Genomic DNA, 15,686 nt, shown 5'->3' on the forward strand with positions numbered 1-15,686 from the left:
ACCGTGCAATATACGTTTACTATATTACTGCAATTGTTGGAAAGAGCTGCGTTATTGCTGATGTGTCTGTTTGTATTGACTCGTCTGCCGCGGTTTAAAGAGGTTTTTCAAAAAGGGAGTTACGCTCCGCAAGAGCTTGCTATTGCGACGATGATCTTCAGCTTATTTGCCATTTTCGGCACTTATAGCGGGATTAATGTGGAAGGTTCGCTTGTGAATGTGCGAATTATCGCCATCGTATCTGGCGGGATTTTGTTCGGACCATGGGTTGGACTTATAACAGGCATCATCTCAGGGGTTCACCGTTTTCTGATTGATATCGGAGGGGTAACCTCTCTTCCTTGTCTGATTACGAGTATCACCGCAGGCATAGTGTCTGGGATAATCTATCGCCGCACCTCTGGTGAACGTCGCTGGATAGCAGGGATTTTGGCGGGAATGGCCTGTGAGGCACTGACGATGCTGCTCATTCTAGCGATGGCTCAGCCGATGTCGCTGGGTGTGGATATCGTGTCCAAGATCGCTTTTCCGATGATTATGAGCCAGATTAGTGTCGGCCTGATTGTTGTGCTAGTGCAGAGCGTGGAAGGTGAGAAGGAACGGATCGCGGCTAAGCAGTCCAAGCTGGCGCTTGATATTGCCAATAAGACCTTGCCGTATTTTCGCAATATTAATCAGGAGTCGCTGCACACCATCTGCCAGATCATCAAAGAGGATATCGGTGCAGACGCTGTAGCGATTACGGATACTCGGTTTATTCGTGCCTATGTTGGCGTGGGTGAGGAGGATTATGAGACAACTAACGATATTATCAGTGAGGAAACTAAAGTAACGTTGTCCAGTGGTGAAATTACCATCCGTAACGATGATAGTGATTACGTGAATCCGCAGATCAAGTCGCTGATCATTATTCCTTTGAAGGAAAAGGGTGAGGTGACGGGAGCGCTCAAAATCTATTACACCAAAGCCCACAAGATTACCTACTCGCTTCAAGCTATGGCCGTGGGTCTGTCGCAAATGATCTCTACCTTGATGGAAGTGTCGCGGGTGGAAGGCATTAAGGAAATGGCGAACAAAGCGGAGCTGAAGGCACTGCAGACCAGCATTAACCCGCATTTTTTGTTCAATGCACTGAATGCGATTGCGTCCTCGATTCGAATTAACCCGGATAAGGCACGCGAGCTGATTGTGAATCTGTCCGGTTATATGAGATACAATCTGGAGCTTACCGATGAATTCATTGATATCAAACGAGAGCTACAGCAGGTCCAGCAATACGTAGAGATCGAAAAGGCGCGTTTTGGAAGCCGGCTTAACGTGCTTTATGATATTGATGAGGTTCAGGTTCGGATTCCGAGTCTGATCATTCAGCCGCTTGTAGAAAATGCGATTATACACGGCATACTGAAGGTAAGAGGGACAGGAACAGTAACGATTTCTGTAAAAGACCACGGGGATACCGTACGGGTGGGCATTCGCGATACCGGAGCTGGCATCAGCGAGGAAACGATAGAGAAGGTCTATACTGGCGATATGCCGGAGAATAAAATCGGGCTGTTTAATGTACACCAACGGGTAAAGCTGATCTATGGGACTGGACTTACCATTCAGAGATTGGATAAAGGGACGAACATCTTTTTTGATGTTAAAAAGGAGGACCAATGAGAGCGATCATCGTAGAGGATGAAGAGCTGGCAAGACAGGAGCTGGCTTATTTAATAGAGACGCACAGCGGGATCGATATAACGGCACAGTTTGAAGATGGGCTGGACGCGCTTAAATTTTTGCAGAGTGATACGGTAGATGTGATTTTTCTGGATATTAATATTCCTTCCATCGATGGGGTGCTGTTGGCACAAAATATCAGTAGATTCTCGGTAAAACCCTACATAGTGTTCATCACTGCGTATAAGGAGCATGCCGCTGAGGCGTTTGAGATTGAAGCTTTTGACTATATTCTTAAGCCTTATAGCGAGGTACGCATCAAAGCCATGCTGCACAAGCTGGAAAATGCGTTTGCCAGCCGTGGACGACAGGGGGAAGAAGAGCGTAATCCGGTCAGTGACAAGGTTAATCTGTGGAAAAATGAAAAGATTATCGTAGTGAATGCCGACGATATTTATTACGCCTCCGCGCAGGAAAAAAGTACAAGTGTGATGACTAAAGGTGAGGAATACAGCATGGCACTTAGTATTAGCGATTTCTTTCAGCGGCTGCCGCAGGATCGTTTTTTTCGCTGCCATCGTTCCTATATTGTTAACCTCTCCAAGATCAAGGAAATCATCCCGTGGTTCAACAATACGTATTTGCTGCGCCTGCATGATTTAGGTTTTGAAGTGCCGGTAAGTCGTAGTAAGGTAAAGGAATTCAGGCAGATTATGCGCTTATAAATGCAATTCATTCTTCATTTCCGTCATCTCATGCCGGATTTCTCTCAACATCGGCTGGTTTAGCTACAATAAAGAGGCGATAGAAGCTCTTGTAGCAGACAACGAGAGAGAAAGAAGGAAAAGACCATGACTACGACAATGGACAGCAAAAGCACCAAACGGTGGCTAATCGTATTAGGTACAGTAATTATGCAAATGGGCCTAGGTACCATCTATACATGGAGTTTATTTAATGCGCATCTGGTAACAAAATTTGGCTGGGAGCTTAACTCCGTTTCGATTACTTTTTCTATAACGAGCTTTGCACTCGCTTTCGCGACTTTGTTCGCAGGGAAGCTGCAGGATCGTTTCGGGCTTCGCCGTTTGACTGCTACTGCTGGGATTGTGCTCGGACTAGGATTGATTCTTAGCTCTCAAGCCAATTCACTCTTCATGTTCTATTTATTGGTTGGGGTGATCGTTGGTTTTGCGGATGGGACAGCTTATATCACTTCATTATCTAATTTAATTAAATGGTTTCCGAATAATAAAGGTTTAATCTCCGGCGTGTCCGTTGGTGCTTATGGAACGGGGAGTTTGATCTTTAAATATATTAACGGCGGGTTGATTGACTCAGTGGGTGTGTCTAATACATTTATGTATTGGGGTTTGATTGTTATGGGCATGATTGTAATCGGTTCCTTGCTCGTAAGAGAAGCTCCGGTTCAAGCGGCCCCAGCACCAGCGGGTTCAACGACAGCTACAGTAATGAGTTCACCGAAAGACTATACGGTCAAAGAAATGCTGAGGACAAAAGAAGCTTATCTGCTATTTATCATCTTTTTCACCGCTTGTATGTGTGGTCTGTATTTGATCGGTATTGTAAAAGATATCGGCGTGCAGCTGGCTGGACTTGATGTACAGACAGCAGCTAGTGCGGTGGCTATGATTGCGATCTTTAATACAGCGGGACGTTTAATTCTGGGTGCTTTATCTGACAAAATGAGTCGCTTGAAGCTGGTAGGCGCATCGCTTGCTGTAACTGCGGCGGCTATGCTGACCCTCAGCTACGCGACCCTGAATTTCGGACTTTTCTTCACTTGTGTAGCAGCCATTGCGTTCTGCTTTGGCGGGAATATCACGGTGTTCCCCGCCATTGTCAGCGACTTCTTCGGACTGAAAAATCACAGTAAGAACTACGGAATCGTTTACCAAGGTTTTGGTATTGGTGCCCTTTCCGGTTCGTTTATCGCCGTCTTCCTAGGCGGATTTAAACCAACCTTTGTTATCTTTGGCCTCTTGTGCCTGCTGGCCTGCATCATCGCGATTTCTCTGAAACCGCCAGTGGCGAAGTCGAAAGAGAAAAAAGCGCTGCGTCTCAAAGCAACGGAACGTACGGCTTAAGATGTAATTGAAGCTAGAACCAGACAGTGATTCTCCCGTTAGTGGAGAATCGCTGCCTGGTTTTTTTGATTTGTGGTGGCTTGCTGAGCTGTGACTTGTTTGGGCGGATTATCTTCAATTGGGAGAAGGAGTTTTGATGGGATCTGAGAAGTAACTGCATTCTGTGCAACTATTCCGTATGAAATAGTGAATCTTCGGATTTTAGCTGTATTCTGTACAACTAAAAACTCGAGATGTAGCTTAAAGGCGAAAAAACCAAGGAAATAGTTGCACCAAATACAGCTATATCTAATGGTGGCGTGATGCGTGAAAAAATAGTTGTATGAAATACAGTTAAATGTGACTACCCTTGCCCCAGCCCCAGCCCCAGCCCCAGCCCCAGCCCCAGCCCCAGCCCCAGCACCTACATCACTACGAGCACCTACACCAGTACCTGCATCTATCCCAACATGTGTGTGCTTGCACCATCGCTTTTGCTATCCCTTTCCCTTCGGCTCTCTTTTGCGTCTAAACATTGCCTCTGTTACTGCTCAATATAGTTACTTAGAGGGTAGATAGATTTGTCGGACGCACAGCGGATTTTTTGTAACTAGGTAAGCAAGTACATCAATAGGAAAATGTGGTCGAAGCAGTGTTGGACATGACCTGATTCTTGCGGAACTCGGATGGGGACATCCCGCTAAGTTTATTGAATATGCGGTTGAACTGGGAGAAGCTGTTGAATCCGCATTGCCCGGCGATCTCGGAAATCTTCAGGCGGGTGTAGATCAGCAATTGCTGGGCATTACGGACCCGGGTCATCTGAATATATTCTGTCAGCGTGGAGCCGGTAATTAACTTAAATTGGTGTGATAAGTAATAGGAGCTGATAAAGAACTCTTTAGCGAGGAAATCAAGGGACAACTCGCTGTTGTAATGGCTATGGATGTATGCGGTGATCGAGTAGATTTTTTGCATAATGGCATTTCCGATCTCCTCTGGGACATAGCTGTTCTGGTCTCTACGCTGGTATAAAGCACAGAGGAACTGTTGGAAAAGGCTGTGAATCAGTACTGGATTTAACGGTGAAGTGCTGTGTGATAAGGTGAAGATAGCGTTAAGAGGATCAAACACGGCTTTGCGCAACTCTTTTGGCAAACGGTAGATCGGTATTTCTTCCCAAAATGAGAGAAACATACTTTTGTAAGCGTTATCTAAACCGGGTATATCCTTGGGCATGGCGAAGTTTATGATCAGCCGCTTAAACGGCGGCCCTTCCGGATATTGTGTCTTATGCAACCGATAAGGACGCAGGAGCACGATGTCATACTGCTGGAGGGCGCAGACATTCCCATCGATAATATGAGTGGCTCGGGAATCCATCAAGATATGAATCTCGTAAAAATCATGAAAATGCTGAAACTCCATATTGATATCGTGAGAACGCTGGTCATAATCAAAATAATAAAAAAGGGGATCTACGGGCGTGTTGATACGTACGCTATACCCTTGTTCGTACAGTAAGTCGCTTTCAAGCAAATGCTCTCACCGCCTTATTCTGTAATATGCACTTATTATAGGTTCAGAAAAGCAAGATTTGCAATATATGAGGGTTATTACAGCAAATATAAAGTAGTTTTTGTATGGAATGGTTTGATATATTACGGGTGAATGGAACTACCCAACATGAGGGAAGACCCAAAATGGCAGGCGAAGGGGCGCAAAACAGATGAACAACAGCCGGATTAGTAAAGTTGAGATCATTGAAAAGCTGAACCGCGTGACGGATAAGCTGCTGAAGCTGGAGCGGCCGGAAAACGAAGCCGAACTGCAAAATTTAGGGGAGGATGCGGGACGACGGGGGTATTTTGCCCGTGATTTTGGCATGGAGGAATGGGATTGGCCGCAGGGAGTGGGGCTTTACGGACTTCAAAAGCTCGAGCAGCATTTCAAGGATGAGCGTTATCAAGAATATGCCAAGCTTTGGATGAGCAAGCAATTGGGCAAGGGACTGCCGAGCCGGAATATCAATACAACAGCACCGCTGCTGTCATTAATGGAACTGAAGGAAGCGGAGGAATTAAGCCTGGAATGGGTACAGTGGTTGATGCATGGCCTGCCGCGGACGGAGGAGTCTGGTTATCAGCATGTTACAACAGGAGCGAGCAAGGATGAAGTTACGCTCAATGATAATGAAATCTGGATTGATACGTTATTTATGGCTATTTTGTTCACGGCAAAAATGGGTGTCAAATACGATAATTCCGCATGGCGGCAAGCGTCGCTTTACCAACTGCTGCTGCATATCAAATACCTGTATGATAAAAAGACGGGGCTGTTTTTTCATGGCTGGCATTTTGGCGGCCGGCATAATTTCAGCGAAGCCTTCTGGTGCCGGGGCAATAGCTGGTTTACACTCGGCCTGCCTGAATACCTGGAGTTGATGGGGCCGTATCTGGACAGTGGAGTGTTTGAATATCTTCAACAGATCCTGAACGCACAGGCAACAGCTTTATTAGCCTGCCAGAGCGGAGACGGATTATGGCATACGCTGCTGGACGACTCTAACAGTTATACTGAAACGTCAGGCTCAGCAGCTATCGCAGCGGGTATTTTGCGTAGCGTACGCAGGGGGTTGTTGCCGGAATCGTATGCAGATCATGCCCTGAAAGCGATCCGGGCGGTGCTGGACAGAATTGACGATGAAGGCACGGTGCTTGGTGTATCCGGCGGCACTCCGATTGGTGCTGCAAAAGAAGATTATAAGGAAATCATTATTGCCCCTATGGCCTACGGGCAGGCCATGGTTTTAGTCGCACTAGGTGAAGCGTTACATTACTGTTGAGGAGGAGTAGATAGCTAAGGAGAGAGTTAAAAAAAGCTGGAGAAATATTTGCTTGTAACTTCACTTGTGCTTGGAGTATACTATTTTCGGGATGGTTAAGCGCTTACCTTGAAGGAGGATAAGCAAACATGGTAAATCCGATCGTAGTTGGCATTATTGGGGCAGGCAGAATTGGCCGGCTTCATGCAGATAATCTGCGTGTGATGCCGTCGTTTAAGTTGAAATCCATTGCGGAGGCTGTGGTAAGTGAGGAATTGCTGGTCTGGGCAGAGAGCCGGAATCTTGGCTCTGCATTTGTGAATGGGCAAGACATTCTGAATGACCCTGAGATTGAGGCTGTGTTTATCTGCACACCTACGGATACCCACGCCTCTTGGATTGAGCTAGCGGCCCGGGCTGGAAAACATATTTTCTGTGAAAAGCCGATCAGCCTGTCGTCAGAGTTTACCCACCAGGCACTGAAGATAGTGGAGGATGAGGGTGTATTGCTACAGGTCGGCTTCAACCGGCGAATGGACCCTAGCTTCCGCAAACTTAAGCAACTGGTTCAATCAGGAGAGCTAGGCAGTCCACATATTGTGAAGATCACATCACGTGATCCGCAGCCTCCGGGTGAGGCTTATGTGCGGTCTTCCGGCGGGATGTTTATGGATATGACGATTCACGATTTTGATATGGCCCGTTATCTGATGGGTGAGGAAGTAACAGAAGTTTATACCCGAGGTGCCAATCTCGTTGATCTGATGTTTGGGCGCTGCGATGATGTGGATACAGCTGTCATCACGCTGACCTTTGCCAGTGGCGCAATCTGCGTCATTGATAACAGCCGTAAGGCTGTATATGGTTATGATCAACGCGTGGAGGTGTTCGGTTCCTGCGGCTCAGCCACCGCCGACAACTGCCGTCCAACAACTGTAGAGGTTTCAACCGCTGCTTCGGTCACACGCGATCAGCCGCTTCATTTCTTTCTCGAGCGGTATAACCAGGCTTTCGTAGAGGAGGTTGCCGCGTTTGCCCGGGCAATCCGCCTGCAGGAGCCTATCATTTGCAGCGGGCTTGACGGGCAACAGGCGGAACGGATTGCCGAAGCCGCTAAGGAATCCTATCTTACCGGGCTTCCGGTCAAGTTGTCTTCTTGTGCCGGAGAGGGAATATCGGCAACACAAGCTTTGTAAGCGGATGCAGATGCTGAAGGAAGATGGGGGAGGTCTGTGAAGATGTCCAATCTAATCATAAAAGCCGGAGCACCCGGCAAAGATGGACTTGTAGCGGCAGTTAGCAAGGAGAGCGCTGGATGGGAGTATGTAGGTTTTGAAGTGTACCAGCTGCAGGTTGGGGATACGCTGAGCCGCAGCGCGGAAGGGAATGAAATCTGTCTGGTGCTGCTGGCGGGCAAGGCGGATGTGAGAGCAGGCGCCCAGTTGTTCGCCGGGATCGGTGAACGTATGTCTGTATTTGAGGATTTGCCGCCGTATGCGGTGTATATTCCGGCGGGAGGGCATTATGAAGTTACGGCCTTGACGGAGCTGGAACTTGCGGTTTGCCTTGCACCAGGAACGGGCAAATATGCGCCGCGTTTGATCGCTCCGTGCGATACTGTGGCCGAAGCCCGCGGTTCTGGCAGTATGTCACGGCGAGTGGTCAACATTTTGCCTGAGCAGAGTGAAGCCGAGAGCCTGCTGGTCGTGGAAGTACGTACGGGTGGCGGCAATTGGTCCAGCTATCCTCCGCACAAGCATGACTGTGACAATCTACCTGCTGAGTCTTACCTGGAAGAGACATACTACCACCGGGTTAACCCGGCTCATGGTTTTGTAGTGCAGCGGGTGTATAATGACGATCGCAGCCTTGATGAGACGATGGCCGTGTCTGACCGCAGTATTGTATTGGTTCCTGAGGGCTATCATCCTGTATCGGCTCCGCCGGGTTATGATTCTTATTATCTCAATGTGATGGCAGGTCCGGTCCGCACATGGGTTTTTCATAATGATCCGGAACATGAATGGCTGTTCGAGATGCAGCAACACCAGAAGGATAAGAAGAAATAGTGTAGCAGCACGCACGAAAAGGGGGCTTCCGCAAGGCGGAGGCTCCTTCTTTGTGTCGATGTATTGACCAAATGATCGCCACAGTAACAGAGTCTCTTGCACCGCTGAATAGACACTGTCAGAAGAGTTCCTTATAATCTAGGTATAGGATTGTACGAACGTAAAGGCGGGCTCACTAACGATGAAACCTACGATATATGATGTGGCACGGGAAGCGGGAGTCTCCATCGCTACGGTGTCCAAGGTGTTGAACAAGAACGGGAGAATTAGCGATAAGACACGGGAGAAGGTTCATCGGATCATGGAGGAGCTGAATTACCAGCCGAGTCTGGTGGCCTCTGCGCTGACGAGTCGCCGAACGGGAACGATCGGGCTGATGATTCCCGATATTTCCAACCCTTTTTTTGCTGAGGCGGCCCGAGGTATTGAGGATTATGCCCAGGAGCAGGGAAGCGACTTGATTGTATGCAGTACAGACCGGGATGATGAGAAGGCGGCCCGGTATATCTCACTGCTCCTGCGCAAACGGGTGGACGGTATAATCATTGCTTCTCATACAGGGAATCCGGATATGGTCCGCCGCCTGCTGGCTGATCACGTACCGCTTGTGTTATTTTCGGCTGATATCCGGAGGATGGAGAGCAACAGCGTCACGGTGGATGACTATAAGGGAGGCTATCAGGCGACAGAATATCTGTTGTCGTTGGGCCATCGCAGGCTCGGCATTATCTCTGACAATTTACCGGGGAGTAAGCTGCGCGTGGAAGGCTTTATGGATGCGCTCAAGGCAGCGGGTGTTGGCTTTGACAATCCGGCTAATCTCACGCATACTTCAGCCACGCTGGAGAACGGCCGCAAAGCGGCTGCCGCGATGCTGGCTCAGGCGCAGGAAGACCGGCCGACCGCCATATTCGCCTGCAACGATCTGCTCGCGATTGGGATATTGAAGGAGGCGCGCAGCGCAGGCTTGTCAATACCCCGTGATCTGTCCGTGGTGGGTTTTGACAATACAATGCTGGCTGAAATTTGCCATCCCACCTTGACCAGCATTGCTCAGCCTCTGCGTGAGATGACGGAACAGGCGATGATTCTGCTGAACGAATCTATCGACAATCCCGATAGTCCTAAGCGCAAGATCATGCTGATGCCGGAACTGATAGTCCGCCATTCCACCGGACCGGCACCGCATTAGGAAGACACAAACTCTACAAACGGAGTAAGAACGCCGACTCCTATCTGAAGACCTGTCCCTCGCTTAGCGGCGAGGGACAGGTCTTTTCTTTGTTTTTTTCTGGTACATGGGTTCAGTTCCCAACTTCGTTTAAGTTCAGGATTGCCAAACTCCAATTTCTAAACTATACTAATGGAAATTAGGTTAAGCGCTTAACCCATCCCCCGATGTTGTTGTATCTCATTAATCCATTTTACTGAAGTTTTCTCAAGGAGGCGTCATAATGAACGGTTTACAGTTCGATCCTGCACGACCGCTGGATTTAATTGCTGTCGGTCGGCTCTGTATTGACTTAAACGCTAATGAAACCGGAAGACCAATGGAAGAGACACTGACGTTTACCAAATATGTCGGCGGCTCTCCCGCCAATATCGTAATTGGAGCAGCACGGCTAGGGATGCGCACTGGCTTTATCGGTAAGATATCCGATGATCAGATGGGCCGTTTTATCCGAACTTATCTGCAAAGGAATGGCATTGACGATAGCCAGGTGAGTGTTGACCAGACCGGTGCAGTGACTGGGCTTGCTTTTACTGAAATAAAGAGTCCTCAGGAGTGCAGCATTCTGATGTACCGGGATCATGTGGCTGATTTGCTGCTGAGTACGGAGGAGATCTCGGAAGAGTATATTCGGAAGTCCAAGGCACTGCTGATCTCAGGTACTGCACTGGCACAAAGTCCGTCCCGTGAGGCTGTGTTTGTCGCTTTGGAGTTCGCCCGCAAGCACAATGTCACTGTATTTTTTGATCTGGATTATCGCCCCTATACTTGGAAGTCAGCCGCAGAAACAGCGGTCTATTATAATCTGGCAGCTGAGAAATGCGATTGTATCATCGGTACCCGTGAGGAATTTAATATGATGGAGAGCCTGTACAATGTGACAGATGCAGATGACGAAGCAACAGTTAACCGCTGGTTCTCGCACCAAGCAAAGCTGGTCGTTATCAAGCATGGCGGGAGTGGTTCAATCTCCTACACGGCGGATGGGCAGAAGCATCGGAGCGGTATTTTTCCCGCTAAAGTATTGAAGACATTTGGAGCCGGAGATTCTTACGCCTCAGCCTTCATTCACAGTCTAATGCGGGGAGAAAGCGTCGGTGAGGCCATGCGCCGCGGCAGCGCGTCGGCATCCATTGTCATCTCCCGCCACAGCTGTTCGGATGCCATGCCAACCTTGGACGAATTGGAAGCGTTTTTATTGTCTAACGAGGAAATCACTTCAGGTGCAGAGTAAGTAGGCAGAGGTTGGAGAGGACACAACTCAAACAACCCCAGATCGAATAGCTATGCAAGATTAGATTAGATTAGATTCGCGGGATCGCATTAATAGAGATGAAGGAGTGAGTAGAATGGCACAGCAAACCGTGCAAGTGCTGAACAACTATATTGACGGGCAGTGGGTAGAGGCGGCTACGGAGCACTCAGAAACGGTATACAATCCAGCGTCTGGAGAGGAGATGGCAAGGGTTCCGCTGTCCAGCAGAGTCGATGTTGATCGGGCGGTGGCGGCGGCAAAGGCGGCTTTTGCAGGCTGGTCCAAGACACCGGTGCCGCGCAGAGCGCGGATCTTGTTCAAATATCAGCAGCTGCTGGTGGACCATTGGGATGAACTGGCGAAGACGATCACGCTGGAGAATGGAAAAAGCTTCAAAGAGGCCTACGGAGAGGTGCAGCGCGGCATTGAGTGTGTGGAATTTGCGGCAGGTGCGCCGACGCTGATGATGGGCCGGCAGTTGCCCGACATCGCGACAGGCATCGAGTCTGGGATGTATCGCTATCCCATCGGTGTAGTCGGCGGGATTACACCGTTTAATTTTCCGATGATGGTGCCTTGCTGGATGTTCCCGTTGGCCATCGCCTGTGGGAATACCTTTGTGCTGAAGCCCTCCGAACGCACACCGCTGCTGGCAGCACGTTTGGTCGAATTGTTAGAGGAAGCCGGGCTTCCGAAAGGTGTGCTCAATCTGGTTAACGGTGCACATGAGGTGGTAAACGGCCTGCTGGAGCATCCTGATGTGAAGGCGATTTCCTTCGTTGGCTCACAGCCGGTGGCCGAATATGTCTACAAGAAGGGAACGGCGTGTTTGAAGCGGGTTCAGGCGTTGGCAGGGGCGAAAAATCATTCTATTGTGTTGGCAGACGCGAACCTTGAGGCTTCAGCAACACAGATTGTCAACGCAGCCTTCGGCTCTGCGGGAGAGCGCTGTATGGCTTGCTCCGTGGTAACGGTGCAGGAAGAGGTTGCTGATGAGCTGATCTCCATCCTCCTGCGTGAATGTGAGCAGATGACCATCGGCGATGGTTTGGACGACGACACGTTTCTTGGGCCGGTTATCCGCCAAAGTCATAAAGACAAAACGGTCGCTTATATTGAACAAGGCATGGCCGAGGGCGCTAAGTTGCTAAGAGACGGCCGGGCGGATGCTGCGGTGCAGGGACAGGGTTATTTTATCGGCCCAACGTTGTTTGATGGAGTGACCCGGGAAATGAAAATCTGGCAGGAGGAAATTTTCGCGCCTGTCCTGGCAGTGATCCGTGTCAAGGATGTAGAAGAGGCGATTGAAATTGCCAATACCTCTCGTTTTGCCAACGGGGCTTGTATTTTTACGAATGACGGCGGGAAAGTGCGCTATTTCCGGGAAAATATCGAGTCAGGCATGTTGGGTGTCAATGTCGGAGTGCCAGCCCCGATGGCCTTTTTCCCTTTCTCCGGCTGGAAGGATTCCTTCTATGGCGATCTGCATGCGAATGGAAGCGACGGGGTTGAATTTTATACACGCAAAAAAGTCGTCACTGCCCGCTGGCAGTAACAAAAACGGCGAAAGGGAGGTTTCACGTGGATACGATTAGATTAACGACGGCGCAGGCGCTGGTGAAATTTCTGAACCAGCAATATGTGGACTTTGACAATGGACCGGAGCGTTTTGTACACGGTATATTCACCGTTTTCGGCCATGGCAATGTACTTGGACTGGGGCAGGCACTTCAGGAAGCGCCGGGTGAGATGACGGTCTATCAGGGGAGGAATGAGCAAGGAATGGTGCATGCGGCGACTGCCTTTGCCAAGCAGAGCCGCAGACGGCGAATCATGGCCTGCACCGCTTCGGTAGGACCGGGTTCAGCTAATATGCTGACAGCCGCTGCCACTGCGACGGCGAATCAGATTCCCGTGCTGCTGCTCCCCGGCGATACCTTTGCCACCCGTCAACCGGATCCGGTACTTCAGCAAATGGAGCACACCTACAATCTGTCGATAACGGTCAACGATGCCTTCAAAGCGGTGAGCAAATATTGGGACCGGATTTATCGGCCAGAGCAGCTGATGACGGCATTGCTGAACGCGATGCGTGTGCTGACTGATCAGGCAGATACCGGGGCAGTTACGATTGCGCTGCCGCAGGATGTGCAAGGGGAGGCCTGGGACTACCCACTTGAGTTCTTCCGCAAGCGCATCCACCGGATCGTTTCCCGTACTCCGCATCCGGATGAGCTTGCTGCGGCAGCTGATCTTATTGCCAGTAAACAGCGACCTCTGCTGGTCTGTGGGGGGGGAGTCCGGTATGCGGATGCAGGAATGGAATTACGTGCGTTTGCGGAGAAATTCGCCATCCCATTCGGTGAGACGCAAGCTGGAAAAAGCGCCGTGGCAAGCGACTGTGCCTACAATCTCGGTGGCATAGGAGTTACCGGGAATGGCTGTGCCAATGCGCTGGCCACAGAAGCGGATCTGGTGATCGGTGTGGGTACCCGGTTTACGGACTTCACGACAGGTTCGAAGAGTTTGTTCGCCCATCCCGAGGTGGAGTTCCTGACAATTAACGCTTCCCTTTACCATGCCTCCAAGCTGGATGCGCTGGCTGTGGTCTGTGATGCTGCCGAAGGTCTTAGGGCGCTGTCTGCTACGTTGGAGAAGCGCGGTTACCGCACCGCTTATACAGATGAAATTGTAGTGGCAAAAAAGGCATGGGAAGTGGAAAGAAAGCGTCTATCTGACGTGGAGTATACGGTGAATCAGGAGGCAGATCGTCCAGATCGTTCTTCAGTTTCCTTCGTGCCGGAAGTTGCCGGACATCTTGACGAGAAGCTATCTGAATATGCGGCGAAGTTGAACACTTCGCTGGCGCAAACACAGGTACTCGGGATCCTCAATGAATATCTTCCGAAAGACGCCATTGTGATAGGAGCCGCAGGCAGCTTACCGGGCGACATGCAGCGGATGTGGAATTCCACTGTGCCGGATACTTACCATATGGAATATGGCTTTTCGTGTATGGGGTATGAAATCTCCGGTGCACTCGGTGTGAAATTGGCGGAGCCGGACCGGGAGGTATATGCATTGGTGGGCGATGGCAGCTATCAAATGCTGCATTCGGAACTAGTGACGAGCCTTCAGGAGAACAAGAAGATCAACGTCATTCTGTTGGATAACATGGGGTTCGGCTGTATCAACAACCTGCAGATGGAGCAAGGACTGGATAGCATGGCGACTGAATTCCGCTACCGGGGCCCGGAAGGTCAGCTGAGCGGCGAACTGATAAGCATAGATTATGCAGCAAGTGCCGCGGGATATGGAGTGAAGACCTTCCGTGCGTCAACGGCTGAGCAGTTGCGTGACGCTTTGAGGGAGGCTCTGCTGCAGGATCGTTCCACCCTAATTGACATTAAGGTGCTGCCCAAGACAATGACACATGGTTACGGAGCCTGGTGGAATGTTGGTGTTCCAGAAGTGTCCGGCAGTGAAGCCGTTTGGGCTGCCTACGAGCAGAAGCTTGAACAGCTTGGAAAGGCCCGCAGTTATTAGTATTAGTAATACTGTGAAACGGAAGGGGTAGAATCGAGGATGTTCAAAGAACATGCGGTCAAGCTGGCGATTGCTCCTATCGCTTGGACTAATGATGATATGCCTGAACTGGGAGTAGACAATACCTTTGAACAGTGTATTAGCGAAATGGCGCTTGCCGGGTTTCAGGGAAGCGAGGTGGGCAACAAGTATCCACGCTCTCCGGAACGGCTGCGCCAGGCACTTGAGCTTCGTGGACTTGAGATTGCCAGCGCTTGGTTCAGCGCGTATCTGACTGTGCGGCCATATGAGGAGACAGTGGAGGCTTTTTGCGCGCATCGTGATTTTTTATATGAGATGGGTGCGAAGGTGATTGTCGTCTCAGAGCAAGGGCGGAGTATTCAGGGACAAATGGATACGCCGCTGTTTGCTAATAAACCTGTATTCACAGAAGCGGAGTGGGCCGCACTTGCCGATGGACTGGGTGGGCTTGGCCGGCTGGCTGCTGAAAAAGGTATGGCGCTTGTATACCATCATCATATGGGGACAGGGGTGCAGACTGGGGCCGAAATTGCTAAGCTAATGGAGCTCACGGAACCGGAAGAGGTGTCTCTGCTGTTCGATACCGGTCATCTAGCTTTTGCCGGTGAGAATCCCTTAGAGGTGTTGCGCATCCACTTACCTCGGATTAAACATGTCCATTTAAAGGATATACGTCCGGAGGTTGTTCAGCGTGTGCTGCGGGATCAGCTCAGTTTTCTCCAGGCTGTAAAAGCGGGCGCATTCACCGTACCTGGCGATGGATGTATATCCTTTGCGGAGATTTTCAGCGAATTGGCAAGTTACTCTTATACGGGATGGTTTGTAGTGGAAGCGGAGCAGGATCCGGCACTTGCCGATCCGCTGGAATATGCGATCAAGGCGCGCCGTTATATCAGAGATCTGAGTGGTTTATAGGCCGAGGAGGACTACCACTAGGTGCTTGGCGGCTGCTCGGACAGATTTATATGCGGGGGTTCACGGCTATGGC

12 protein-coding genes are annotated in these 15,686 nt (G+C 50.0%); 11 read left to right on the forward strand and 1 reads right to left on the reverse strand.

Going from position 1 to position 15,686, the window contains the following annotated elements:
- Positions 1 to 60 precede the first annotated feature (60 nt).
- The 3 genes from MHI51_RS01970 to MHI51_RS01980 all read left to right on the forward strand — a co-directional run bounded on the left by MHI51_RS01970 (position 61) and on the right by MHI51_RS01980 (position 3,773).
- On the forward strand, positions 61 to 1,665 hold the full coding sequence (locus tag MHI51_RS01970; protein WP_280513476.1) for a sensor histidine kinase: 1,605 nt from the start codon (positions 61 to 63) through the stop codon (positions 1,663 to 1,665).
- On the forward strand, positions 1,662 to 2,390 hold the full coding sequence (locus tag MHI51_RS01975) for a LytTR family DNA-binding domain-containing protein (RefSeq protein WP_076275969.1): 729 nt from the start codon (positions 1,662 to 1,664) through the stop codon (positions 2,388 to 2,390). The genes MHI51_RS01970 and MHI51_RS01975 overlap by 4 nt, the downstream gene beginning before the upstream one ends.
- Before the next feature lie 138 nt (positions 2,391 to 2,528).
- Positions 2,529 to 3,773, forward strand: a complete 1,245-nt coding sequence (locus tag MHI51_RS01980; RefSeq protein ID WP_076124755.1) for an OFA family MFS transporter — start codon at positions 2,529 to 2,531, stop codon at positions 3,771 to 3,773.
- A 606-nt stretch (positions 3,774 to 4,379) separates the two neighbouring features.
- On the opposite strand, the gene MHI51_RS01985 is transcribed toward MHI51_RS01980, so the two are convergent.
- Positions 4,380 to 5,291: an AraC family transcriptional regulator gene (locus MHI51_RS01985; RefSeq protein ID WP_405173529.1), complete on the reverse strand. Its 912-nt coding sequence runs from the start codon at positions 5,289 to 5,291 to the stop codon at positions 4,380 to 4,382.
- 190 nt (positions 5,292 to 5,481) lie between these two features.
- Here MHI51_RS01985 and MHI51_RS01990 point away from each other — a divergent pair, with 190 nt between their 5' ends.
- From MHI51_RS01990 to iolE, 8 genes are all read left to right on the forward strand, one after another.
- A complete protein-coding gene (locus MHI51_RS01990) occupies positions 5,482 to 6,597 on the forward strand; it encodes a glycoside hydrolase family 105 protein (RefSeq protein ID WP_076275971.1) in 1,116 nt (371 codons plus the stop codon).
- Positions 6,598 to 6,725: 128 nt separating this feature from the next.
- Complete coding sequence (gene iolG / locus MHI51_RS01995; RefSeq protein WP_405173530.1) at positions 6,726 to 7,772, forward strand: inositol 2-dehydrogenase; 1,047 nt, start codon at positions 6,726 to 6,728, stop codon at positions 7,770 to 7,772.
- A 42-nt stretch (positions 7,773 to 7,814) separates the two neighbouring features.
- Positions 7,815 to 8,645: a 5-deoxy-glucuronate isomerase gene (gene iolB, locus MHI51_RS02000; protein WP_076219003.1), complete on the forward strand. Its 831-nt coding sequence runs from the start codon at positions 7,815 to 7,817 to the stop codon at positions 8,643 to 8,645.
- Between the two features lie 181 nt (positions 8,646 to 8,826).
- Positions 8,827 to 9,837, forward strand: coding sequence for a LacI family DNA-binding transcriptional regulator (locus tag MHI51_RS02005; RefSeq protein ID WP_076124669.1), 1,011 nt, complete (start codon positions 8,827 to 8,829; stop codon positions 9,835 to 9,837).
- A 262-nt stretch (positions 9,838 to 10,099) separates the two neighbouring features.
- Positions 10,100 to 11,110 (forward strand): 5-dehydro-2-deoxygluconokinase, encoded by a 1,011-nt coding sequence (iolC, locus tag MHI51_RS02010; RefSeq protein WP_341165186.1) that lies wholly within the window; start codon positions 10,100 to 10,102, stop codon positions 11,108 to 11,110.
- Positions 11,111 to 11,225: 115 nt separating this feature from the next.
- Complete coding sequence (locus MHI51_RS02015; protein WP_339246029.1) at positions 11,226 to 12,686, forward strand: CoA-acylating methylmalonate-semialdehyde dehydrogenase; 1,461 nt, start codon at positions 11,226 to 11,228, stop codon at positions 12,684 to 12,686.
- 26 nt (positions 12,687 to 12,712) lie between these two features.
- Complete coding sequence (gene iolD / locus MHI51_RS02020; RefSeq protein ID WP_405173531.1) at positions 12,713 to 14,677, forward strand: 3D-(3,5/4)-trihydroxycyclohexane-1,2-dione acylhydrolase (decyclizing); 1,965 nt, start codon at positions 12,713 to 12,715, stop codon at positions 14,675 to 14,677.
- A gap of 39 nt (positions 14,678 to 14,716) precedes the next feature.
- Complete coding sequence (gene iolE, locus MHI51_RS02025) at positions 14,717 to 15,613, forward strand: myo-inosose-2 dehydratase (RefSeq protein ID WP_405173532.1); 897 nt, start codon at positions 14,717 to 14,719, stop codon at positions 15,611 to 15,613.
- The last annotated feature ends 73 nt before the right edge of the window (positions 15,614 to 15,686 follow it).

This window comes from Paenibacillus sp. FSL H8-0260, from assembly GCF_045040625.1.
In the GTDB taxonomy this organism is placed as follows: domain Bacteria; phylum Bacillota; class Bacilli; order Paenibacillales; family Paenibacillaceae; genus Paenibacillus_AQ; species Paenibacillus_AQ odorifer.

Coding starts and splice junctions, on each gene's coding strand:
- iolE (WP_405173532.1), top strand. CDS start 14,717: ATGTTCAAAGAACATGCGGTCAAGCTGGCGATTGCTCCTATCGCTTGG.
- MHI51_RS01980 (WP_076124755.1), top strand. CDS start 2,529: ATGGACAGCAAAAGCACCAAACGGTGGCTAATCGTATTAGGTACAGTA.
- iolB (WP_076219003.1), top strand. CDS start 7,815: ATGTCCAATCTAATCATAAAAGCCGGAGCACCCGGCAAAGATGGACTT.
- iolC (WP_341165186.1), top strand. CDS start 10,100: ATGAACGGTTTACAGTTCGATCCTGCACGACCGCTGGATTTAATTGCT.
- MHI51_RS01990 (WP_076275971.1), top strand. CDS start 5,482: ATGAACAACAGCCGGATTAGTAAAGTTGAGATCATTGAAAAGCTGAAC.
- MHI51_RS01975 (WP_076275969.1), top strand. CDS start 1,662: ATGAGAGCGATCATCGTAGAGGATGAAGAGCTGGCAAGACAGGAGCTG.
- MHI51_RS02005 (WP_076124669.1), top strand. CDS start 8,827: ATGAAACCTACGATATATGATGTGGCACGGGAAGCGGGAGTCTCCATC.
- MHI51_RS01970 (WP_280513476.1), top strand. CDS start 61: ATGTGTCTGTTTGTATTGACTCGTCTGCCGCGGTTTAAAGAGGTTTTT.
- iolG (WP_405173530.1), top strand. CDS start 6,726: ATGGTAAATCCGATCGTAGTTGGCATTATTGGGGCAGGCAGAATTGGC.
- MHI51_RS02015 (WP_339246029.1), top strand. CDS start 11,226: ATGGCACAGCAAACCGTGCAAGTGCTGAACAACTATATTGACGGGCAG.